The following is a 23174-nucleotide window of genomic DNA, read 5'->3' as shown; positions in this document are numbered from 1 at the left end:
GCATAGACTCCCGAATGTGCCCTCTATTCCGCGGATGGCGGCTACGATCGAGCGCCGACTTCTCGTCAATTACCGAATCGACCCGCGGGTCGCGCAGGAGATGCTGCCGCGTGGCCTCCGCCCGCAGTTGGTCAGGGGGAATGCCCTCGCCGGTGTTTGCCTGATCCGGCTGGGAGGCTTCAGGCCGCAATGGTTTTCCCCAAAGATCGGCCACCGCAGCGAGAGCGCGGCTCACCGAATTGCCGTGGAGTGGGATGGTCCCGGTGGTGTCCGAACCGGGGTATATATCCCTCGTCGACATAGCGCATCCCGGCTCGCGCAGCTCGCAGGTGGACGGGTCTTCCCTGGCGTCCATGAACATGCCGTTGTCACGTCTGTGGAGTCCTCCACTCATCTGAACGTGAAGGTCGAGGCGGCCGATATCTATGTCGATGTGGATGTAGACGTAGTTCCGCCTGAGCGCTTCCAAAGCGGGATGTTCACCGATCTGACGGCTGCGTCCGAGTTCTTCCGCAAGGACGCGGTCGGTTGGTCCCCAACCCGCGATGGGAGACTTGAAGCGTTGCGGCTCGACACCGATGCGTGGCGGGTCGAACCGGGTGTGGCGACACGAGTCGAGTCCAGCTTCTTCGACGTACTTCCAGTGGAAGCCGCTGAGCTCGACCACGTACTCATCATGCGCGGGGTGCCCGTTGTCTGGAGCAGCCCCGTCGAGGTCGACCCTGACCAGCACGCCACGATGCGCACCACGAAGTGAGATGTTGGGCTGCCAGCCAGTCACCGAGGACGAGCGGGTAACCACTCCGATCGGATCCATCAGCGGACCGGTGACTAGCGGGGCTTGAACCCGCTACCTCCCGTGCGAACGCCTCCGCAAGCGGATCGGTCTTCGTGCCTTGGATGATCAGTCTGTGATTTTATCCGCGATGATCGCTGCGATATCCAGCTCGCTCCGCCCCTATCCGAGGCGCGGGACATCGAGGAATCGCCGAGGTGTTCGGTGCCGCACCTTCATCGTGTACCGCTCATCCAACAACGCGCGGAAGGAGCAACCGCGACAGCGCCGGCTGCCTCGAACCGTTCACACGAGGGCGCAGAAGCGACACCCCGCTCCTGGCGGTCCCGCACATACCCCGGGCCCGCGTCGCCGTCTACCGGGCGGCGGAGACGGCCGGGATGCCGGAAGATATCGAGGTGAACACACCCGAGACCCCGGTCCCCCTTCTTCTCGGAAGGTATCGGCCGGAGCGGCTGCTCGCGCGCGGCGGCTCCTCGATGGTCTTCCGCGCCCGGGATGAGAACCTGCGACGCGATGTCGCGATCAAGCTGTTCTCGTCGGGAAGCGACGACGACGTCGCGCGATTCCGGACCGAGGTGGGCGTGCTCGCCGGCCTGCGCCACCACGGTGTCGTGTCCATCCTCGACGCGGGTGTCGACGACTCCTCACCCGCAGACCCGCGCCCGTTCCTGGTCATCGAACTGGTCGACGGAGACACCCTCCGCGCGGTGCTGAATGCCGGTCCGCTGACGACCAGGCAGATCGGCGAGGTCGCGTTCGAGGTCGCCGAGACACTCGAATACGTTCACGCCCGTGGCGTCATCCATCGCGATGTGACTCCGTCGAACATCATGGTCGTCGACTACGGCACGCGTTTCTCGCGTCCGCGCGCGAGGCTGACGGACTTCGGCATCGCCATCCACGCGACGCGCCCTCAAGAGATCGAGGAGGAGACGTTCGGCACGGCCGCCTACCTGAGCCCCGAGCAGGTGCGCAGCGAGACGCTGACGTCGGCGTCGGACATCTACTCCCTCGGCCTCGTCCTGCTGGAGTGCTTCACGAGGACCGTCGCGTTCCCGGGAACGCCCGTGCAATCGGCCCTCGCGCGGCTGGAGCGGGACCCGGAGACGCCCGACGACATCCCCGACCGCTGGCGCGAGCTCATCCTGGCGATGACGCACGCCGATTCGTCGCGGAGGCCGACCGCGGCGGACGTCGCCACAGCTGCGCGGGGCGCCCTTCGCGCGTACCGGGAACGCGATTCCGCGTGAGCGATGCTGCCGGATCGGCAGATCAACCCGGTCGACCCGGCGGCTCGGGGACCGTCCCGACCGCCGCCCTCTGCCACGCACCGGGTCTCTCCCCCGTCGCCTGCCGGAAGAACACGGAGAAGTTGGACGCGTCCGTGAACCCCAGGGCTGCAGCGCACGCGGCCGATGTCAGCCCGTCGTGAGCGAGCAACCGCTTGGCTTCGAGCGTGATCCGCTCCGCCAGATAGGCCTTCGCGGTCGCCCCTGTCGCCCGCTTCACCGCCCGCGACAGGGTGCGCGGGGCGTACCCCAGGACACGCGCATAGTGCTCGGCGTCGTGGTGCTCGCGGAAGTCCGTCTCGACGCACTCCCGGAAAGCCAGGAACAATCGGTTCTCCCCCTCAGGGGCCGCCTCGTGCGGTCGGAGCCGGGCGAGGAGCGCTGACAGCAGGATCGCCGGCAGTTCCGCCGAAGCGCCCGCCGGATCGCCCGTCTCCAGCACCAGGTGGTCGAGCGCAGCGTCCACGAACCGACGTTCGTCATCCCGGACCTTCGACACGGGCTGGAGGCGCGGGTTCGCGACGAGCGCGCGGGTCGCGTCGGTGACGGGCGCCGTCGGAACGAACAGGACCAGCCGACCGGCGAGCTGTGCGACGTCGTCCCACCGGTGCACCGCGCCAGGCGCGATCCACACGACGGCACCCGCGAAGAGGGCGTGCTCGGCGAAGTCGACGGTGAGCGAGCCCATCCCTGCGTCGATGAACGCGAGAACGTGGAAGTCGGCTCGTTGCGTGCCTCCGTCGTTCATCGACCGCAGCCGGGCGAAGGTGAACGTCTCGACCAGCCGCCCGTGCGGGTCGGGCGCGCGGTAGCGCATCTGCGTGATCGACGACACGAGTCCAGTTTGCACCATACGAGGTCAGGTCCATCCGATGACTCCCCATCAGTTCGGCGCTTGCATGGAAGACGTCCAACGAAAGCAATCGAGGAGAATCGTGACTCAAACACACCACACCGATCTGCCCACCTTCGACCGCCGCACCGGCACCGGCACCGGCACCGGTCCCACCCTCGTGTTCCTGCACTACTGGGGCGGCGCCGCCCGCACCTGGGATCTCGTCCGGGACCGGCTCGACGGACGCGACTCCATCGCGATCGATCAGCGAGGCTGGGGCCGCTCCCGCAGCCTTCCCGGCCCCTACACGCTGCAGCAGCTCGCCGACGACGTGCTCGCGACGATCGCCGATGCGGGCCTCGACGACTACGTGCTGGTGGGGCACTCCATGGGAGGCAAGGTCGCTCAGCTCGTCGCCGCGACCCGGCCGGACGGCCTGCGCGGCATCATCCTCGTCGGCTCCGGACCGGCGAAGCCCGCAGCGATGATCACACCCGAGTACCGAGAGGGACTGTCCCACGCCTACGACTCGGCGGAGTCCGTCGCCGGGGCGCGCGACCACGTGCTGACGGCGACGACGCTTCCGGAAGGATGGGCCGAGCAGGTCGTCGCTGACTCCCTGGCGAGCGGAGGCGACAACGCACGCACCGAGTGGCCCCTGCACGGTATCGCCGAGGACATCAGCGACCGAACCCGCCGGATCGCCGTGCCTGCCCTCGTGATCGCTGGCGAGCACGATCGGGTCGAACCCGTCGACGTCCTGCGCGGCAACCTCGTGCCCTATCTCGCCGAAGCGGCGTTCACCATCGTCCCCGGAACCGGCCACCTCATCCCGCTCGAAGCGCCGGAAGCGCTCGCCGACGCCATCGCCGGCTTCCTCGCCACCCACTGAGTTCGGGCACGCCAGGCATGCGTCTTCGTGGTGATTCCCGACGAAGCGGGCCATCCCGCTCGATGTCACCGGGATGGCGGGTCATTCCTCGCGCGAGAGGATCGGCTCAGCGCCAGTAGCTGCCCCCGGGGTACGAGTATCGGGCGACGGATTCCTCGAACATTTCGGCGCTGTACCCGGGCTTCGACGGGATCGTGTAGTTGCCGTCGACGACGATGCACGGGTCGGCGAAGTGCTCGTGCAGGTGATCGACGAACTCGGTCACCCGGTTCTCCAGGGTTCCCGAGACCGCGACGTAATCGAAGATGGAGAGGTGCTGGACCAGTTCGCACAGCCCGACGCCGCCCGCGTGCGGGCAGACCGGCACGGCGAACTTCTTGGCCATCAGATAGACGGCGAGGATCTCATTGACGCTCGCCAGCCGAGCGGCATCCAGTTGGCAGTAATCGATGGCTCCAGCCTGGAACATCTGCTTGAACAGCACCCTGTTCATGCCGTGTTCGCCCGTGGCGACACCGATGGGCGCGACAGCCCTGCGCACGGCGGCGTGTCCGAGGACATCGTCCGGGCTCGTCGGCTCCTCGATCCACAGCGGCTCGAACTCGGCGAGCCGCTGCACCCATTCGATGGCCTCCGGGACATCCCACACCTGATTGGCATCGATCATCAGCTTGGCATCCCAGCCGATGACGTCGCGGGTGATCCGGAGCCGCCGGATGTCGTCGTCCAGGTTCGCACCGACCTTGAGCTTCACGTGGCGGTAGCCCTCGTCGACAGCCTCCCTGAGCAGACGTCGCAGCTTGTCGTCGCTGTAGCCGAGCCAGCCGGCGCTCGTCGTGTAGCAGGGATAGCCGCCACGTGCTTCGAGGTCCGAGATGCGCCGAGCGCGGGTGGGTTCCATCTCGGAGAGGATGTCGACCGCCTCGTCGCGGGTCAGCGCGTCCGACAGGTACCGGAGGTCGGCGGCATCGACGAGCTCCTCTGGTGTCATCTCCGCCAGGAGGCGCCAGAGCGGCTTGCCTGCGCGCCGGGCGGCGAGGTCCCAGACCGCGTTCATGACGGCGGCCATCGCCAGGTGCACGACGCCCTTCTCCGGGCCGAGCCAGCGCAGCTGGGTGTCGGACGCGAGGAGACGGTACGTCCCGCCGAGGTCGGCGACGATCTCGTCCACAGACCGGCCGATCAGCGGAAGCGCCCGCTGGCGGGCAGCCTCGACGCACAGGTCGTTGCCGCGGCCGATCGTGAAAGTGAACCCGAACCCGCTGAGCTCGGGATCATCCGTGTCGAGCACGACATAGGCGGCGGAATAGTCGCCATCCTTGTTCATCGCGTCAGAGCCGTCGAGACTGAGCGAGGTCGGGAAGCGCACGTCGAAGACGCGGACGCCGGTGATCGTGGTCATCGCCGGGTGCCGATCGGATGTGCCGCTCATCGCGCCGCCGAGAGTGCGAATACCGACGCCACGGCCCAGGGGGCCAGAGCGAGGTCGATCTCGAGGGTGCCGTTCGCAGAGGCGACGATGGTCTGGCGGTGGAGGGCGTCGCCCTTCTCGCGCAGGTAGGCGGCCTCGGCGCGCGAGAGGTTGAGAGGCCCGCCGATGGCGCTCCACGCCTCTGCGGCGTCGCCGCGCCCGGGTGCGAGGATCTCGACCGCGTAGGCCGCGCCAGGCTCCAGGCCGCCGATGGTGTGTCGCACGTGCTGCTCCGGTCCCATGCCGGCCAGATCGCGCGTCGCTTCGTAGGAGGTGCGGGAGCCGACCGAGCGGCCGTTCATGTCATCCGGGTAGTTGTAGAAGAGCGCGGCGATCCGACCCGTCGCGCTGTGCTGCGAGATGACGCCGCGCTCGGTGGAGGCGATCAGCCGGTCGCCCAGCCGGTTCAGCATCGCGAAGGCGTGGAAGGTCGGCTTGTGGATGCCTTGCTCGTTCACCAGGCCGAATCCGCCGTGGAACGGCCCGAGCCCGGCGCCGCCCTCCTCGAAGATGTCGGTGAAGGTCCAGTACGAGATCGAGTCGGCCAGATCCGCGGAGCGAAGGTAGGCCCGCGTGACGTAGGTCGCGGCGAACACCGTGTCGTGGATGTGGTCCCGGCTCGACGGCGAGCTCGACCACTCGGTGATGTGCACCTCCGCATCGGGATAGGCGCTCGCGCGGATCAGTCGCCGCAGCACCGCCAAGTCGTCCGGCGTCGCATCGGCGTAACGGGTGAGACTGACGGCTTCGCCGTTGGCTCCGAAGGCGAAGTCCGTGGGGTAGAGGTGTGTCGAGATGAAATCGACCGGCAGCTCCCGCTCGGCGCACCAGAGGAGGAAGTCCTCGATCCACACCGGTCGCCAGTCGAGCGCATCCGGGTCGGTTGCAGCGGCGGTGGCGTGCTCGGCCGAGCGGTCCTCGGTCTCTCCCGCATAGCGCTCGTCCGGCACGAAGACGCTCGTCGACGGGCCGCCGACCTTGAGCTCGGGGTCGATGGCCTTGATGGCCAGCACCGTCCGGGCGTACAGCTCGAAGTACTCGGTCTTCGTTCCGGTCCAGAAATGCGGAACCAGGTTGGGCTCGTTCCAGACCTCGAATCGCCACTCCCGCACCTCGGCTAGCCCGTAGCGCTCGATCCAGTGCTCCACCGTGCGCACCACCAACTCCACCCAGCGATCCATGTCCTTGGGCGGGCTGCAGTGCGCACCCCACCAGAACACGGTCTCGGTCTGCGTGGCCAGTTCCCGCGGCATGAATCCGAGCTCGACGAACGGCCGTACCCCCAGGTCGACCAGGAAGTCGAACACCTTGTCGACATAGGAATAGGTGTGCACCGGGGTCTCCAGGGGCACATCCGGCCCGAAGCCGCCGCCGTACGAGCCGCGGTACACGAACATGTCGTCGTGGAAGATGCCGTGGAAGCGCAGGTAACGGAAACCGAGGCGTTGCACCGCCTCGCGGAACTGCTCCTGCCAGTCGGCTCGAAGGGCTTCATTGGCGCGGCCCGCGCCTGCGCAGAGACTCCAGACATGCGGGAGGACGGTCGATTCTGTTGCACGGTCGTCGATGGTGGTGGCGGGAAGCGAGGTGGATGCCATGGGGATGATCTCCAGATGATGGTGTGTGGGGCGGTGAAAGGACGCTTGCGTCACTCGCCCTGATCGCGTTCGGTTTCCACATACTGTGTCGCCACCGCTGCCGGGTCCTGCCCTCCGCGGAGCGGAAGCATGCGGTACAGGATGGCGTAGGGCCCTTTCGCCGGCGTGTTGCTGTACTTCTCGGGCCGTGTCAGCAGGTCCCAGTTGCCGCCGAGGAGACCCTCCTGAGCGGCATCCACGCGAACGACGGTCCGCCACGACTCCGGTACCTCGTGCCAGTGACGGTGTCCGGCCAATTCATCCGGGCTGTTCGGTTGGGCGTTGAGGTACATGGTTCCCTCAGCGACCAGCAACACTCCCCTACCCGCGTCGTCGGTCAGAGCCGCCCAGCGGGTGTCGGCCTTGTTCCCGCTGTCCTGCGGCCGGCTGTACCGGGTGACCTGATCCGCGACCGATCCCGAATAGCGACCGAAGAATGCCGAAGCCCGCCGGTCAGCCGTCGACTCCCCGGGACCACGGCCATACCACTCGATGGTCGCGAACTCGGGCCGGAGCCCGAACGTCGTCCCCACGACCTGCGGGTTGGGGGTGTCGGGCACCGGCTCGAATGTCGACAGCACATCCACCTGCCCGTTGGCGTGGATCGTGTAGACGATCGACTGAGGGGACGTCGTGATGCGGTTGCCGGGACGGAACGGCACTGCAGTGGTGACACTTCCCCGCACCGTCACCCGGACACCGCCCGGGATGGACGACCATTCGATCTCGCTGATCGCCCAGTCCTCGCCGACGCCGCGCCACGGCACCGAAGGTTCCGGCAGGGTGGCCCTGAACTCCGGGATCGACAGCTCCGGATCGTTCGGGGCACGCCAGAAGTTCGGCATCAGGTCGCTCGCCAGGAGTTCGCGGCCGTCATAGCGCAACGACGTCAGCCGGCCGGTGGCGCGGTCGATCCTGACCGCGTAGTCGTCGCCGGCGACCTCGATCATCCCCGAGGTCTCTCGGACCTCCGGCGAGGCCGGCTCCACCGACGGAATGGGCGCGCGGGCGGGAGCGACGACGGGAAGGGCCAGTTGCGCCCTGGCCACGACGTGGCCCGTCTCAGCCCAGGCCGTGGGAGCGTCGAGGACGATCGAGAGTTCCAGCCGGTATTCGGAACCGGCCCGCAGTCGCTCCGGCAACGAGGCCGGCAGTGCGATGTCCGCGCTGCTCAACGGTCCGATCGAGAGCTGACGGCCTGCGATCCTTCCGCTCGCGACCGTATCCCCGCCCTCCGTGACCGCCCAGAGCAGTGCGTGCCCGTCCAAGCTCGTGAACAGATACTCGTTCGCGATCCGAACGGTCCAGGTGTCCGGGTCCACAAGCGCGATGCTCACCGGCTGGTAGGCCAGCTTGGCCTCCTCCAGCTTCGGTGTCGGTGTCCGGTCGGAAAGCAGGAGGCCACTCATGTGTGCGCCCTCGTCATTGGGGTCGTCGCCCCAATCGCCGCCGTAGGCGAGGAATTCCTCGCCCGGCCGTCCTGGGACCTCCCACCACAGCCCCTTGTCAGCCCAGTCCCACAGGAAGCCGCCCACCACCCGACCCGGATTCTCACGGATCGCAGCCCACGTCTCATCCAGGTAGCCGGAGGTGTTCCCCTGGCTGAAGGCGTACTCGACGAGCAGGTAAGGCCGCGGATCGCGGCCCGCCCTGTCGATGAGCTCGGGCACCGGCGGGTAGAAGTCGCCGTCGAAATCGGAGATGTCCGACGGGACGATCGGCGACCCGGAGCCGGTCGAGTCCTGATAGCTCACCGGTCGGGTGGGGTCGTACCCCTTGGCCCAGTCGTACATGGCCTTCAGGTTCGAGCCGACTCCCGACTCGTTGCCGATCGACCAGGCGATCACGCACGCGTGGTTCTTGTCCCGATCGACCAGGTTCCGCATCCGCCACAGCAGCGGCGCCCGGAGCTCCGGGCGATCGCCGGGGATGTTCGGTCGTCCATCCGCGTCGACCCGGTTGATGTGCGTCTCGTTGTTCGCCTCGTCGAACACGTACAGTCCGTACTCGTCGGCGAATTCGTACCACCGCGGGTCGTTCGGATAGTGGGAGGTGCGCACGGCGTTGATGTTGCTCTGCTTCATCAAGCGGATGTCAGCGATCATGTCGGCCGAACTGAGCGTGCGACCGGTTCGCGGATTCCACTCGTGCCGGTTGACCCCTCGAAGCGAGATCGGCCGCCCGTTGATCCGGTACACGCCGTCGACGATCTCGACCCGTCGGAAGCCCACACGGGTGGATACGCGATCCACGACCGCCCCATCCGAGTCGCAGAGCTCGACGACCAGCGTGTACAACTCCGGCTGCTCGGCGGACCAGAGCCGGGGCGACACGACGGGCTCCGTCAGCATCGCCGGCAGATCCCGGCCGGGAGCAGCCGGTTCGACCGGCGCGGAGCGCGACCAGACCTCGTCGGCCCCCGCGTCCGTTCCGTCGAAGAGGGTCGCCCGCACCTGGAAGTGCTCCCCGGTTCGCGTTCCGGCGTCATCGCGCACCGCGACGTCCAACTCGACAGCCGCCTGGGAGAAGTCGTCGCCGAGCGGCGTCCGGACCGTGAAGTCCCGGATGAGCACCGGCGGCCGAGAGACCAGCAGCACGCTGCGGAAGATGCCGGAGAGCCGCACATTGTCCTGGTTCTCCAAGTACGACCCTGTCGACCACCGGTACACCTCGACGGCCAGCACATTGCGCCCACTGTGCAGGTGCGGGGTCAGGTCGAATTCGCCGCGGGTGTAGCTGTCTTCGCGGTAACCGATGCGCTGCCCGTTGATCCAGACGTAGTAAGCGGACTCGACGCCTTCGAACTGGATGAACGTCCGTCGGCCGCCCCAGCCTTCTGGCAGCTCGAACGTCGTCCGGTACTGTCCCACCGGGTTGTAGCGCGTGGGGGCATGCGGATAGTCACCGGTGGGAGCGGGTTGTTCGTTCTTGCCGTTCTGGCCGGTCCAGGGCAGGACCGTGTTCGCCCCGATCGGGAAGTCGTACCCGTGCAGCTGCCAGCTCGAGGGAACCGCGATGCGATCCCACGCGGAATCGTCGGTGTCCTCCTCTGCGAAATCGAGCAGTCGCGAATCGGGGTCGGGGGACCAGCGGAACGACCAGTCCCCGTCGAGACTGACCCGATAGGGCGTCGCGGACCGATCGGCCCGCACGGCATCCGTCAGCGTCTCGTACGTCACGAGAGTGGCATGCGCCGGCTCGCTCCCCCACTCGTAGACGGCGGGGTCGTTCCAGTCGGGCGTCGCTTTCATCGTCTCCTCGAATGCGGTCATGTGTTCAGGCGTGGTGCGTCAGCGCAGACCGATCAGCGCAGACCGACGGTGAGCAGCAGGTTGCCGTACAGGCGTTCGTCCCCGGTGGCGATGACGACCCCGACGTCCGGAGAGCGCACCCGGTCGTAGAAGGCGAACCGGTCGACTTTCTCCATCTGCACGGCGACGCCCAGCCGGCGTGCGTACTCGTCCTGCGCCGGGGCGGAGACTCCGGCCGGCGTCTGCATGACGGTGGCCGATTCGATGTTGACGACGGTCAGCACGGCGTCGAGCACCGATGTGACGTCCAGCAGGCCCGGGCGCAGATTGAGGTGGATCAGGCGCACTCCCGGACCGGTGGCGGTCAAGTACGGGTAGTTCCCGTCAGCGATCAGCACCCCGGAGCCGTGGCCGGACGAAGCAAGGGCTTCCAGGAGCGGAGGGTGGACGAGCGGACCGGTGATCACGCGGTCACCTCCACCGCTGCGCGGCCCACCGCGCGATCTGCGGCGTAGCCATCCCAGCCGGGGATCGTGCCGTCGACATCCCACAGGTCCAACCAGCTGCCGGCCCCTGGCCACAAGAACACCTGACCTTTGATGAGGCGGCTGTTCTGTTCAGCCGAGCGCAGCTCCTCGAGTTCGGCGGGAGTCAGCGGATCCTCGACCACCGCCCGCAGGTTGGCCACCAGCTGCGACTCCTTCACCGAGAAGGGGATCGGGATCTGGCCGCGCTGAACCGCCCACTTCAGGCAGATCGACGCCGGATGCACCCCGTGGGCGCGGGCGATCGAGACCACGACGGGATGCTCCATGTCCGAAACGTCCGAGAGGACGCGGTCGCGTTCGGGCCGCGAAGGCGAGCCCAGGGGCGAGTACCCCACCGGCTGGATGCCGCGGTCGAGGCAGAACCGGAAGAGCTCGGGCTGCTGGAAACACGGGTGCAGCTCCATCTCGTTCAGCGCCGGTGCGATCCGCGCATCGGCGAGGATCGCGGTGAGCTTCGGGATGGTGACGTTCGAGGTCCCGAGGTGCCGCACGACTCCTTCGTCGACGAGTCCCTCCAGCGCGTGCCAGAGCGCCATGTACTCCTCGTGGATGTACGGGCGGGCGTCCGGGTCACGATCGGCCGCGTCGGCGAACGGCGCATGATGGTTCGGGAACGGCCAGTGCACGAACACCGCGTCGAGCACATCGAGGCGGAGGTCGCGGAGCGATCGACGGACCGAGGCGACCGCCGCGTCCGGCTCGTGCGCATCGTTCCACACCTTCGACATGACGAAGAGTTCGTCACGGGGCACACCTCCGGCGATCGCCTCCTGGAGGACGGCACCGACCTCCGCCTCGTTGCCGTACACCGAAGCGCAGTCGATCAGACGGTACCCCGCCCGGATCGCGTCGCCGACCGCGGCCGCCACCTGTCCCGCCTGGTAGTGGTCGGACCCGAAAGTCCCCACTCCGATCGCGGGCATCACTGCCCCGCCCGCGAGGCGTCGTGTCGGCACGCTGTCAATCGTGGTCATGTGTGTGTTCTCCATTTCGAATCTCGACGACCGACCCGCGGCAGGGACCGTCCGTCATGAGGGCGCTTCGCCGCTAGATGTTCAGGCCGTGGAAGAAGTCGATGCGTGTCTCGGCAGCCTCCGGCGCCAGCTCGATCCGCACGACGGCGCCGCCGGGGCCAGCCAGTTCCGAGTCGGGCAGCACGACGTCCAGGTGCTCGCCGGTGCGAGTCCACTCCGGCTGCTCCCGTGAGCCGAGGACGCGTACATCGACGATCGGGCGGTCGAGGACCCGGCTGCTCGAGCCGAAGCTGCGGATGCGCATCCGGCCGTCCTCCGGCCGGACCATCCCGATCGCGTAGACGTAGTCGTGGCCGACCTCGGTCATCCTCGTGAAGCGGATGTCCTCCGCGGTGTACGCGGCCGCCGCGGCGTCGGTGAACGAGCCGGCTGCGGGAGCCGTCGGTCCCTCGCCGAACACCACCCAGGGGCTGGAGCCGTAGATCGCTTCGCCGTGCACGGCCAGCCAGTCGCCGACCGCCTCCAGCAGCGCGGCCTCTTCCTCTGGGATGGTCCCGTCGGGGCGCGGTCCGATGTTGAGCAGGAGGTTGCCGTTCTTCGCGACCACATCGACGAGCTCCTGGATGAGCTCGGAAGCGTCCTTGTAGTCGTGCCCTTCCACCCAGCTCCACGACGTCCGGGAGACGGAGGTGTCGTTCTGCCAGACGTCCGGTCGGATGCCGCCCATCGTGCCGCGCTCGATGTCGAGCACGGCCGTACCGGGGGCGAACGAGTCCCACTTGTAGTTGATGACGACGTCGCGCCCCCACTCGGCCGCCCGGTTGTAGTAGTACGCGGCGAGTCTGCGGATGTACGGCTCGAACGACGGCTCCTCGATCCCGGTGTCGAAGTAGAGGATCTGCGGCCGGTAGGAGTCGATGATCTCGACCGTCCGCAGCAGCCAGTCCTCCAGGAACCGCTCGGTGGGGGTCATCTCCTTGCGCAGCGCGGGACCGTAGAGGTCGGCGTAGGCGGGATCACGGACGTCGGAGTCGAACTCCGCTCCCCCGTTCATGAAGAACCAGTGCTCCGCCCGGTGGGTCGACGCGCCGGCGATCAGCCACGCCTGGTCGACCGCCGCCAGGAGATCTCCCATCACGTCGCGCTCCGGTCCGACCTGGGTCACCTTCCAGCGCGAGCGCGCGGTGTCGTACATCGCGTAGCCGTCGTGATGCTCCGCGACCGGCACCACGAACTGAGCACCTGCACGTTTGAACAGCGCGACCCACTCCTCCGGGTCGTAGCTCTCCATGCGGAAGTGCGGAAGGAAGTCTTTGTAGCCGAAGCGGTCGTGCGGTCCGTATGTCGCCACGTGGTGGTCGAACGCGGCCGTGCCGCGCCGGTACATCGTGCGCGGGTACCACTCGTTGCCGAACGCCGGCACCGAGAAGGCTCCCCAGTGCAGGAAGATGCCGAACTTCGCGTCGCGGTACCACTGCGGAACGCCGTAGCGGGAGAGCGACTCCCAGGTGGCGTCGTACGGCCCGGCTTCGATGACGGCATCCACCATCGCGAGCGCCTGGCGGTTGTCCGACACGTCGACCGGTGCAGACAGCGTCGTCGGGTCGAGGGGTTCGAGGTTCACGTGTCTCCGTCCGTCGGGGCTCAACGGCCGCCGAAGGCGCCCGCGCCGATCGCGGCCACCAGTTGTCTCTGGGCGATGGCGACCACGACCACGACGGGAGCGATCGTCATCACGCACGCCGCCATCAGCAGCTCCCACTGTGTTCCGGTCTGGGTCGTGAAACCGGCGATCCCGATGGGGATCGTCCACTTCTCGGAACTGTTGAGGATGATCAGTGGCCACAGGAAGCTGTTCCAGCTGCCCAGGAAGGCGAAGATCGACAGCACCGAGAGGGCCGGGCGGACGAGCGGGACGATGACGCTGATGAGGATGCGCCAGGTGGACGCTCCATCGAGTCGAGCGGCCTCCTCGAGCTCCGCCGGGATCTGAAGCATGAACTGCCTGAGCAGAAACGCCCCGAACGCTCCGAACAGGCCCGGGAGGATCAGGGCGACCCAGGTGTCCGCCAGGCCGGCCTGATCGAAGCCCAGGAACAGGGGCACGACGGCGACCTCGCTCGGGAGTGTCAGCGTGATGACGAACAGCAGGAAGATGGCGCTTCTGCCCGGGAACCGCAGCCGCGCGAACGCGAACGCCGTGAGTGTCGCCACGATCAGAGTCAGCACCGTCGAGATGACGGCTACGACGAGGCTGTTCATGAGCAGGCGGCCGAAGTCGACCTCCGTCCACGCATCCACGAAGTTGGACCAGAGCACTTTGGAGCCGATGAAGCTGATCTGCGCGGCGAACACCTCGTTCGCCGGCTTCAGCGCGGTGAAGAACGTCCAGATCAGCGGAAAGGAGAACACGAGCGCGAACAGCCACGCCGCCGTGGTGTTGGCGGCGAAGCCGACGGTCCGTCCCCGGCGACGCCAGCGGGGAGCGGAGGCCGGTACCCGGTTGTCAGTCATAGTGGACCCACTTCCTCTGCCCCCAGAGTTGGAACAGTGTGAAGATCGCGATGATCACGAACAGCACGGTGGCGATGGCCGACGCATAGCCGAGCTCGTTGTTCGTGAAGGCGGTCTGGTAGAGGTACAGCATGATCGTCATCGTGCTGTTGCCCGGGCCCCCGCCCGTGATGACGTAGGCCTGGGCGAAGGTCTGCCAGGCGCCGATCACGGTCAGCACTGTGGTGAAGAACAGCGCAGGGCTGACCAGCGGCAGCGTGATCGAGAAGAAGCGCCGGAACCGGCCGGCCCCGTCGATCCGCGACGCCGCGATGACATCTGGGCTGATCGAGTCGATGCCCGCACCGAGCACGATCATGTTGTAGCCGAACGACTGCCAGAGTGAGACGCCGATCACGACGGCCAGCGCCCAGTTCCCGTCGCTGAGCCATGGGATCGGGCCGAGCCCGATCCCCGCGAGCGCCTGGTTGACGGCGCCGTCCTTCTGGAACAGCAGGCGGAAGACGGCGGCATTCGCCACCATCGGCGACAGGGCGGGGATCAGGAAGATCACGCGCAGCCAGTTGCGGCCCGCGATGCGCGTCTTCAGCCAGAGCGCCATGGCCATCGAGATCGCGATGTTCGCCGGGACATAGACCAGCACGAAGATCGCCGTCACCAGCACGCTGTTGAGGAACTGCGGGTCGCGCAGCAGCCGGGCGTAGTTCTCCGTGCCGGTGAACTGGACGCCTCCCAGCAGGGTGGAGTCGGAGAAGCCGAGGATCAGCGAGGCGATCTGCGGGATGACGATGAACACCGCCAGCCCGATGAGCCCGGGGAGCACGAAGGCCCACCCCACCCAGCGGGGGCCCCCGAGGAGCCGGCGGCGAAGCCGGCCCCTCGGGCGGTCCGGTTGGGCGACGGACCCCTCGGAGACCTCTTCCTCCGCACGGTCCAGACGCACGAACGTCATTTGCCGAGGCCGGCCTTCACCTGCTGCAGGACTTCGGCCACTGTGCTCTTCCCAGAGAAGGCGTCCACCTCGTACTGCGTCAGGAGCGTGTCGATCTGAGCCTGGTTCGAGGGAACGGGCGAGGGCGTCGCGTCACCGGTCATCTGCTTGATGACCGTGGTGAACTCCGGCGATCCGACGTTCTTGGACCACGCGTCCAACGCATCGAGTCGCGCCGGCACGGAGGCCTGGGACTTGGTGACGAACTCGAGTCCGCTCTTGCTGGTCATCGCCTCGATGGCGTCGAACGCCTTCTGCTTGTCGCCGCAGGTCTTCGTGATGCCGAAGCCCGATCCGCCGATGAATCCCTTCGACGTGCCGCTCTTGCTCGGAATGACGGCGATGCCGACGTTGTCCTTGCCGAGACTCTGCTGCGCGTGCTGCAGATCCCACAGCCCCTGCATCTCCATGGCCGACTGCCCGGTGTTGAAGGCGTCGATGTCGGGGAAAGTGCCGCCAGCGGCCGCCTCGAGCGGCTTCGCGACCTTGTACTTGTTCGACAGGTCGACGAGCAGCTGCAGCGCGTCGCGGAAGTTCGGGTCGTCGAGCTTCGGACCGTTCTTGTCCGCCCAGGGATGACCGTCGGCCGCCATCAGCGTGCTGATGGGGTTCGACCCCTGGGGGATCGCGAAGCCGTACACGCCGTTCCTCGTCGTCGCCTTCGCGGCCGCGATGAAGTCGTCGGTCGTCCAGTTGTTGGTGGGTTCGGCCACGCCGGCGTCCGCGAACATCTTCTTGTTGTAGAGGACCACGGTGGGGCCCGCGTTGAACGGGATGGAGTAGAGCTTGCCGTTCACGCTGAGCTGCTCGAGCATCGCCGAGCTGTACGCCGACAGGTCGAGCTTGTTCTTCTTCGCCAGATCGTCCAGCGGCTCCAGACCCTGCACGTACTGGCCCACCCGGCCGTTCTGGAACGTGACCAGACAGGGGGCGCTACTGCTCCTCATGACGGTGGGGAGCTTGGTGTAGTAGTCGCCGATCGGCGGGCCGGAGAAGCTCACCGCCATCTTCGGGTCGGCGTGCTTGCCGCCGGCGATGTAGTCGCTCCACTGCTGCTTGTCGGCTTTGCCGCCGATCCACGTGTACATCTTGAGCGTGTCGCCGTCGAGGCCCGATGTTGCACCGCCGCCCCCGGAACATGCGGCGAGACCGAGGGCGAGCATCCCTGCGGCCATGACCGAGACGCCGACGCGTCCCCGTCTCCTGACGTTTTCCAGCCGTGACTTCATGAACTCCTCCTTGAGTACTAGGGCGAAACGTTACGACCCAGTGAAGCCTAAAAGCACCAGTAACGCGAAGTCAAGCGAAATTCAGTGACGCTAAACGTTTCGTTCCTCTGCTCCTCTCAGCAGATCGTGGGCGAGGATGTTCTCGGCGACGGTCATGGTCTTCAGCGCATCTCCGAAATGCGACGACGGGAGACGACGCGTACGCACCGACGCGATGAACTCGGCGCTCTTGGCGCGGAATCCTCCTCGAACGTGAAGGTCCGACGCGCCCGCCACGTCCGCAGCGTCCAGCTCCTCCCGCCCATCGGCGTCCCAGATGGCGCCTCCGACCTCGAGGTCGGCTTCCGCCATGATCCCCGGTCCGTGGACCTCCACTGCGAACGTCCTCCGGCCGCTCACCCAGTTCGCGATCATGATCCCGATTGCGCCCGTGTCGAACTCGATCGTCGCCGCGATGACGTTGATGTCGTCGACGACCACCCGGCGCGTCACGTCCGTGACGGCGACGACCTCACCGCCGCAGAGGTGCCGGAGGGTATCGATCACATGCACCCCGTCATCCATCATCCGGTCCCGAGCCGAGACCATGGGAGTCGGGTCGTTCTTGTAGAACCGGCACACTGCCTGGATGACGGGGCCGCGCTCGTGGATCCGCCCGACCATGCGCTCCAGCAGCGGGGACGAACGCCGCTGGAAGCCCACCTGGGTGATGCAGCCGTTCTCGGCGGCGAGACGGGCGAGCGTGCGCGCCTGGTGGACGGTGAGGCCGAGCGGTTTCTCGACGAAGAGATCGAGTCCGCGCACCAGGCAGGCGCACCAGATGCCGAACATGAGCTCGGGCGGCCCGATGACGTACACGGCTTCCGGCCGTGTCTCGTCGAGCATCGCCGACCAGTCGGTGAACAGCGCGGCGATGCCCCATCGCTCGCCGGTCTCCCGGAGGCGCTCGGACGAGAGGTCGCAGATGCCGACGATCTCCGCGTCCGGCAGGGACGTCAACGACGGGTAGTGCACCAGGTTGGCCATCTGCCCTGCGCCGATCACGGCCACCCGCACGGGACCTGGCTCGACCGCGCTCATCGGACCGCTCCGACGGCCTCGCGGGCAGCGGCATGCAGGCCTCGAGCGTAGTCGAGATCCCGCGTCACCTTCGCGACGAGGTCGCTCTCGTCGGTGTATTCGGCCGTCAGGCAGATCGGTCCGGCGAACTCGTGCTCGACGAGGTGGCGGATCGCGCGGCCCCATTCCGCCATTCCGGTTCGGGCATCGGTGAAGACGGGTTCCCAGACCGGATCGCCCAGTGACGACGTACGATCCTCGACCCGGGCGTAATAGGCGCTCTTGAGGTTGACCATCCCGAGCCATGGCCACAGTCGTTCCAGGCCGTGCTCAGGTCGTTTGCGTGCGAGGGCGTCGTGCGCCGCATCCCAGATCGCCGCGACGAATCGCGGATCGACGCCCTGGAGCAGCGCGAAGAGCTCCGAGGAGTCAGCGATGTAGTCGTCGTAGTGCGGCTGGATCGCGACTCGGACTCCGTGACGCTCTGCCCGGACGGAGAGCTCGGCGAGGCGCCGGCGGATCTCCGGGCCGGTGGCGGCGTAACCGGCTGACCCGGTGGGAACCATGATGCGGATGAACGGGACGCCCGCGTCGGCGCAGGCCGCGAACGTCGCCTCGTCCGTCCCCGAAGCGATGCTGGTGACCGCGACCCCGGCTCGCGCGAGTTCGCGCACGGCGGCCGGGAGAGCCGTCGTCACGTCGTCCGGCGTCACCTGGTATCCCGGCCGTACCGGAAGTTCGACGGCGTCGAAGCCCATCTCCGCCACCAGCTCGCCGAGCGCGCCGATCCGCGGTTCACGCCATGGTTTGGTGAAGACGCTCCACGTCGTCGTGGGACCAGCGTGTGGCATGGCGGACTCCTCGGTGTCGATGTCGGGAACGGTTGTGCAACGATACAGTAGCTTGTGCAACGATACAGTGACCTTCAAGGGCATCAACCAGAGGAGAGGTGAGAGCGATCGCGACCATCAGGGATGTGGCTCGGGCTGCCGGAGTATCGCCCTCCACCGTCTCGAACCTGCTCAACGCGCGCGACCACCTCATGCAGCCGGAGACGCGCCGGCGCGTGCTCGAGGCCATGGAGTCGCTCTCCTATCGGCCGAGCCGCGTGGCCCAGCAATTGCGCGGCGCCCCCAATCCCACACTGGGCCTCATCGTCCCGTCCGTGACCAACCCGTTCTGGGGATCGTGGGCCGCCCAGCTCGAAGGGGCGTTCCATGCGCACGGGCGGCAGATCTACCTCTGCAACAGCGAGCGCGATCCGGAGCGCGAGCGCGCCTACGTCGAGCAGCTCTGGGCAGACGGAATCGAGCACATCGTGCTCTCCACCTCGCTCCCGTCCCTCGATCATCTGCGCCCCGCCATGGATGCCGGAGTTCAGATCATCGCGTTCGACCGCGAGCACCAGGAGACCGACCCGCCGGAACTGCTCAACGTGAGCATCGACAACGAAGCGGGCGCATGGATGGCCACGCAGCATCTCATCGAGAGAGGTCACCGACGCATCGCGTTCGTCTCCGGGGCGATGAGCACGATCAGCCGGCAACGGCGGTTCGCCGGCTACTGCCGGGCACTGTCAGAGAACGACATCCCGCTCGACGACGCACTCGTCCCCCGCTCGTCCGACCTCGGCGATGCGGACAGCGGCCCGCTCGCCCGCACAGCGGTGAACACTGTGCTGGCGCTCGACGATCCGCCGACCGCTCTGGTCGCCGTGAACGACATGTTCGCGCTGAGCGCGTCCGCAGCCATCCGGGATGCCGGCCGTGATATCGCCGAGTTCGCCGTCGTCGGGTTCGACGACATCGCCGTCGGCAGTCTCATCTCGCCCGCTTTGACCACGGTCCAGCAGCCGCTGCGCGACATGGCCGAGGCCATCGTCCGTCTGACGGCGGACGAGGCCGGCGAGCCGAGGCCCTCGCTCGTGTTCCCGCCGACCCTCGTGGTGCGGGGCTCGACCGAACGGAGGATCCCATGACCGCATCCGGAGTCAGCGTTCTCGTCGCGGGCGCCGCCGGCGGGGTCGGACGCGCCGTCGCCCTGGCTGCCGCGTCGGAGGGCGCGACCGTCCTGCTGCTCGGACGCGATCGAAGCAGCCTCGACAGGGTGCGAGCGGAGGTGGCCGAAGCCGGTGGGACCGCCCACGTCGCGGTCGCCGACGCGACATCGGCAGCGCAGGTCGACGACGCGGTCGCGGCGCTGCGCCGCGACGCGGGCGGTATCGACGTGGTCGTGAACGCCGTCGGGATCAACCTCAAAGCCCGGCATCTCGACGAACTGGACGAGGCCGGCTGGCGCTCGGTGCTGGACAGCAACCTCACCGCGGCCTTCTTCCTCACCCGGGCGGCGCTCGCCGGCTTCCGCGCCGGCGGGGGCGGACTGCTCATCCACATCTCGTCCGTCGCCGCCCTGGTTCCCGACCTGTCGGGAGCCGCCTACCAGGCCAGCAAGGCGGGCCTGGCCGCACTCGCTCGCGCCACTGCGCTGGAGGCGAGCGGTGACGGCGTGCGGGTCACGACGATCTCTCCCGGCCTCATCGACACCGGGTTCGTCCGCCACCGCCCGACGACGCCGACGCCCGAGGAGCTGGCGGGCGCATTGCGCCCCGAGGATGTCGCCGAGATGTGCCTCGCCGTCATCCGCTTGCCCGCTCGGGCGACCGTCAGCGAGGTCGTCATGCGGCCGACCGGGCGATGAGCGATGACACCTCCCCTGTTCCGACCGAGACGGAGATTCCCATGACCGCATCGTCTCCCGCACGAACCGTCCTGATCACCGGAGGCGCGACCGGCATCGGGCTCGGGATCGCCGAAGCGTTCCTGAACGCCGGCGATCGCGTGGCGATCACGACGAACGCCTCGCCCGTGCCGGAGCACGTGGCAGACCGGGTCATCGCGGAGCGGATGGATGTCACCGACAGCGCCGCCGTGACCGCGACCGTGGCCCGGATCGGCGTGGCTCTCGGGGGCAGGATCGACGTGCTCGTCAACAATGCCGGAGGCCTCGTCGCGCGCCGTCCGACGGACGCGGCAGACGACGCGCACTGGCATCAGGTGATCGAGCTCAACCTCTCGAGCGTCTTCTACGTCGTTCGCGCAGCGCTACCCCTGATGGCGGATGGCGGGCGCATCGTGAACATCTCCTCGCTGGCGGCGCACAACGGGGGCGGCCACGGCGCGGGCGCGTACGCTGCGGCCAAGGCCGGCGTCGAGGGCCTGACCCGTGCCCTGGCGAAGGAGCTCGGGCCTCGGCGGATCGCCGTCTCCGCCGTCGCTCCCGGGCTCATCCTCGAGACCCCGTTCCACGAACGCTTCACCCCGGAGGCCGACCAGCGCGCGACGATCGCCGCCACCCCGCTTGGGCGGGCCGGCACGCCCGGGGACGTCGCCGCGGCGACGATGTACCTGGCATCGGAGGCGGGCGGCTTCGCGTCAGGAACAGTCGTCGCAGTCAACGGCGCTGCCGCGTTCCACTGAGCGAGGCGATCTCCGCACCCCTGGCATCCACCGGAAAAGAGACCACACATGCGAATCGTCGTCATCGGAGCAACGGGCCACGTCGGTGGCTATCTCGTGCCGCGCCTCGTGGCGGACGGGCACGAGGTTGTCGCGATCACCCGCGGAACGTCGACCCCGTATCGCCAGCATCCCGCCTGGGAGAGCGTCGAACGCGTGGTCGCGGACCGCGCGGTTGAGGATGCCGCCGGCACCTTCGGTTCTCGTGTCGCCGAGCTCGGGGCAGACGCTGTCGTGGACCTGATCTGCTTCACGCCGGAGTCCGCCCGGCAGCTCGCCGACGCCCTCCGCGGACAAGTAGGTCAGCTCGTGCACGTCGGAACGATCTGGACGCATGGCACCCTCACCGAGGTTCCGGCTTCCGAGGACGCCGCCAAACGGCCCTGGGGCGAGTACGGCATCCAGAAGGAGGCGATCGAGCGTCTGCTGCTGGCTGAATCGCGGCGCGAGAAGGGGCTCCCGGTGGCCATCGTGCACCCGGGTCACATCTCCGGGCCCGGCTGGCCCATCGTCACCCCGCAGGGCACTACCGACCTCGACGTCTGGCGCAGCCTGGCGAGCGGGCGTGAGCTCTTGCTGCCGGGATTCGGGCTCGAGACCGTGCATCACGTGCACGCGGACGACGTCGCGCAGCTCATCCGACTCTGCCTCGAACATCCGGACGAAGCGAACGGGGAGGCATTCCACGCCGTCTCCGAGCGCGCGCTCACGCTGCGTGGATTCGCGGAGGAGGCGGCCCGATGGTTCGGGCGCGAAGCCACGCTGCGCTTCGCGCCTTTCGAGGAGTTCAGCGCCTCTCTCCCCGTGGAGCACCGCGACTCGGCCTATCAGCACATCGCCCGCAGCCACGCCATGAGCATCGAGAAGGGGCGCCGAGTGCTGGGCTACGCACCGGCGTACTCGTCGCTCGCCGCCGTGGCGGAGTCGGTGGAGTGGCTCCGTCAAGCGGGCCGCCTGGGCGATGGAATCCCGCCCGTCCGATTCGCGTGAGATGTAGACGACATCGGCACCCTTTAGGCCGAAACGATTCGCGCCCCGCTGGCGCTGGATTATGCTGAGCGCACGCGGGACAGCGGCAACGGGAAGGCTGTAGGCGGAAACACCAGAAAGACGGGGCTGTGACGACATACAAGGACATCCAGCGGGCGACAGGGCTCTCGCTCGCAACGATCTCCAAGTACTACAACGGCCGAAACGTTCTGGAGGCCAACCGCGAAGCCATCGAAGCGGCGGCGCGTGAACTCGACTTCCGGCCCAATCAGTTCGCCCGCACGCTGCGTTCGCGACGCTCGCGGACGGTCGGAGTGCTGCTGCCGGCACTCGACAACGACTTCCACCTGTCGATCATCGCGGGTGTCGAGGAGGCCCTCCGCCCGCGTGGGATCAGCGTCATCGTTGCGGCCAGCCCCGATCCGAGCGAAGATCCCGTCAACCTGCTGATGGACCGCATGGTGGACGGAATCGTCGCGGTCACCCCGCCCCACGATGTGCCCGCACTGCGGGCCGCCGCCGCGCGAGTGCCGGTTGTGATGGTGGACTGGTACATCGACGACGTCCACGCCGACGGCGTCTTCATCGACAATGCTGCGGCCGGGGCGCTCGGCGCCCAGCACCTCCTCGACCACGGCCACCGCCGTATCGGATTCGTCGGCGGCGAACCGGTGATCTCCTCGATGCGTCTGCGCACCGAGGGCTTCGAGCGCGCGCTCACCTCCAACGGCGTCCCCCTCGATCCGGCGATGGAGCGTCTCGTTCCGCTGACGGTCGAAGCGGGCTACCGAGCCGCTCAGGAGCTCCTCGCCCTGTGGCCGCGGCCCACCGGCATCTTCACCGCGAACTACGAGCTCACCCTCGGCGCTGTGACCGCCGTGAACGATTCCGGGCTGCGCATCGGCCGCGACATCTCGGTGGTGGGATTCGACAGCCGTGACCTCGCCCAGGCTCTTGTGCCGAAACTGACCGTCATCGTGCAGCCGACCCGGAAGATCGCCAAGCATGCGGCCCGCCTGATCGCCGACCACATCGAGTCGCCGGGCGAGCGTCCCGCGCCGAAGATCGAATACCTCGAAGCGCACCTCATCCCGGGCGGGTCCGTGACGCGGCTCTACGACGAGTGATGCGCTCGGCCCGACAGCGCCTCACGGACAGCGGCCGCGTCGGGCCCACTCGC

General features: G+C 67.8%; 20 protein-coding genes. 8 read left to right on the top strand and 12 right to left on the bottom strand.

Features of this window, described 5'->3' with window-relative positions:
- The first annotated feature begins 34 nt into the window (after positions 1-34).
- Complete coding sequence (locus tag BJ963_RS16625) at positions 35-757, top strand: DUF2071 domain-containing protein (RefSeq protein WP_179457596.1); 723 nt, start codon at positions 35-37, stop codon at positions 755-757.
- Positions 758-1194: 437 nt separating this feature from the next.
- Positions 1195-2049, top strand: a complete 855-nt coding sequence (locus BJ963_RS16620; RefSeq protein WP_179457595.1) for a protein kinase domain-containing protein — start codon at positions 1195-1197, stop codon at positions 2047-2049.
- A gap of 22 nt (positions 2050-2071) precedes the next feature.
- On the opposite strand, the gene BJ963_RS16615 is transcribed toward BJ963_RS16620, so the two are convergent.
- Entirely contained in the window at positions 2072-2923 is an 852-nt protein-coding gene (locus BJ963_RS16615; protein ID WP_218857107.1) for a helix-turn-helix domain-containing protein, read from the bottom strand.
- Positions 2924-3023: 100 nt separating this feature from the next.
- Between BJ963_RS16615 and BJ963_RS16610 the strand changes: the two genes are divergently transcribed.
- The gene (locus BJ963_RS16610) at positions 3024-3815 is read left to right on the top strand and encodes an alpha/beta fold hydrolase (protein WP_218857106.1); all 792 of its coding nucleotides are present in this window, start codon (positions 3024-3026) and stop codon (positions 3813-3815) included.
- A 106-nt stretch (positions 3816-3921) separates the two neighbouring features.
- Here the strand turns inward: BJ963_RS16610 and BJ963_RS16605 are convergent, their stop codons facing one another.
- The 11 genes from BJ963_RS16605 to BJ963_RS16555 form a co-directional block, all read right to left on the bottom strand.
- Positions 3922-5217 (bottom strand): L-fuconate dehydratase, encoded by a 1296-nt coding sequence (locus BJ963_RS16605; RefSeq protein WP_179458192.1) that lies wholly within the window; start codon positions 5215-5217, stop codon positions 3922-3924.
- Between the two features lie 26 nt (positions 5218-5243).
- Positions 5244-6884, bottom strand: a complete 1641-nt coding sequence (locus BJ963_RS16600; RefSeq protein ID WP_179457592.1) for a GH39 family glycosyl hydrolase — start codon at positions 6882-6884, stop codon at positions 5244-5246.
- 50 nt (positions 6885-6934) lie between these two features.
- Positions 6935-10195: a glycoside hydrolase family 2 TIM barrel-domain containing protein gene (locus BJ963_RS16595; protein WP_179457591.1), complete on the bottom strand. Its 3261-nt coding sequence runs from the start codon at positions 10193-10195 to the stop codon at positions 6935-6937.
- Positions 10196-10227: 32 nt separating this feature from the next.
- Positions 10228-10641: an RbsD/FucU domain-containing protein gene (locus tag BJ963_RS16590; RefSeq protein ID WP_179457590.1), complete on the bottom strand. Its 414-nt coding sequence runs from the start codon at positions 10639-10641 to the stop codon at positions 10228-10230.
- Positions 10638-11696, bottom strand: a complete 1059-nt coding sequence (locus tag BJ963_RS16585) for an aldo/keto reductase (protein WP_179457589.1) — start codon at positions 11694-11696, stop codon at positions 10638-10640. Before BJ963_RS16585 ends, BJ963_RS16590 begins: the two co-directional genes overlap by 4 nt.
- A 73-nt stretch (positions 11697-11769) precedes the next feature.
- Entirely contained in the window at positions 11770-13320 is a 1551-nt protein-coding gene (locus tag BJ963_RS16580) for an alpha-L-fucosidase (RefSeq protein ID WP_179457588.1), read from the bottom strand.
- A 20-nt stretch (positions 13321-13340) separates the two neighbouring features.
- The gene (locus BJ963_RS16575) at positions 13341-14210 is read right to left on the bottom strand and encodes a carbohydrate ABC transporter permease (protein WP_179457587.1); all 870 of its coding nucleotides are present in this window, start codon (positions 14208-14210) and stop codon (positions 13341-13343) included.
- Entirely contained in the window at positions 14203-15162 is a 960-nt protein-coding gene (locus BJ963_RS16570; protein ID WP_179457586.1) for a carbohydrate ABC transporter permease, read from the bottom strand. Before BJ963_RS16570 ends, BJ963_RS16575 begins: the two co-directional genes overlap by 8 nt.
- The gene (locus BJ963_RS16565) at positions 15159-16430 is read right to left on the bottom strand and encodes an ABC transporter substrate-binding protein (protein WP_179457585.1); all 1272 of its coding nucleotides are present in this window, start codon (positions 16428-16430) and stop codon (positions 15159-15161) included. Before BJ963_RS16565 ends, BJ963_RS16570 begins: the two co-directional genes overlap by 4 nt.
- Before the next feature lie 90 nt (positions 16431-16520).
- Entirely contained in the window at positions 16521-17510 is a 990-nt protein-coding gene (locus BJ963_RS16560; RefSeq protein ID WP_179457584.1) for a Gfo/Idh/MocA family protein, read from the bottom strand.
- Positions 17507-18340: a sugar phosphate isomerase/epimerase family protein gene (locus BJ963_RS16555; RefSeq protein WP_179457583.1), complete on the bottom strand. Its 834-nt coding sequence runs from the start codon at positions 18338-18340 to the stop codon at positions 17507-17509. The genes BJ963_RS16560 and BJ963_RS16555 overlap by 4 nt, the downstream gene beginning before the upstream one ends.
- A gap of 125 nt (positions 18341-18465) precedes the next feature.
- Here BJ963_RS16555 and BJ963_RS16550 point away from each other — a divergent pair, with 125 nt between their 5' ends.
- The 5 genes from BJ963_RS16550 (at position 18466) to BJ963_RS16530 (ending at position 23121) form a co-directional block, all read left to right on the top strand.
- Positions 18466-19467 (top strand): LacI family DNA-binding transcriptional regulator, encoded by a 1002-nt coding sequence (locus BJ963_RS16550; protein WP_343037308.1) that lies wholly within the window; start codon positions 18466-18468, stop codon positions 19465-19467.
- The gene (locus BJ963_RS16545) at positions 19464-20186 is read left to right on the top strand and encodes an SDR family oxidoreductase (protein ID WP_179457581.1); all 723 of its coding nucleotides are present in this window, start codon (positions 19464-19466) and stop codon (positions 20184-20186) included. Before BJ963_RS16550 ends, BJ963_RS16545 begins: the two co-directional genes overlap by 4 nt.
- Before the next feature lie 41 nt (positions 20187-20227).
- Entirely contained in the window at positions 20228-20965 is a 738-nt protein-coding gene (locus BJ963_RS16540) for an SDR family NAD(P)-dependent oxidoreductase (RefSeq protein ID WP_179457580.1), read from the top strand.
- A 48-nt stretch (positions 20966-21013) separates the two neighbouring features.
- The gene (locus BJ963_RS16535) at positions 21014-21994 is read left to right on the top strand and encodes an NAD-dependent epimerase/dehydratase family protein (protein WP_179457579.1); all 981 of its coding nucleotides are present in this window, start codon (positions 21014-21016) and stop codon (positions 21992-21994) included.
- 128 nt (positions 21995-22122) lie between these two features.
- Entirely contained in the window at positions 22123-23121 is a 999-nt protein-coding gene (locus BJ963_RS16530; RefSeq protein ID WP_179457578.1) for a substrate-binding domain-containing protein, read from the top strand.
- Positions 23122-23174 lie beyond the last annotated feature (53 nt).

The organism is Leifsonia soli (assembly GCF_013408745.1).
GTDB classification, from domain to species: domain Bacteria; phylum Actinomycetota; class Actinomycetes; order Actinomycetales; family Microbacteriaceae; genus Leifsonia; species Leifsonia soli.
This window is presented reverse-complemented; position numbering and strand designations above follow the sequence as displayed.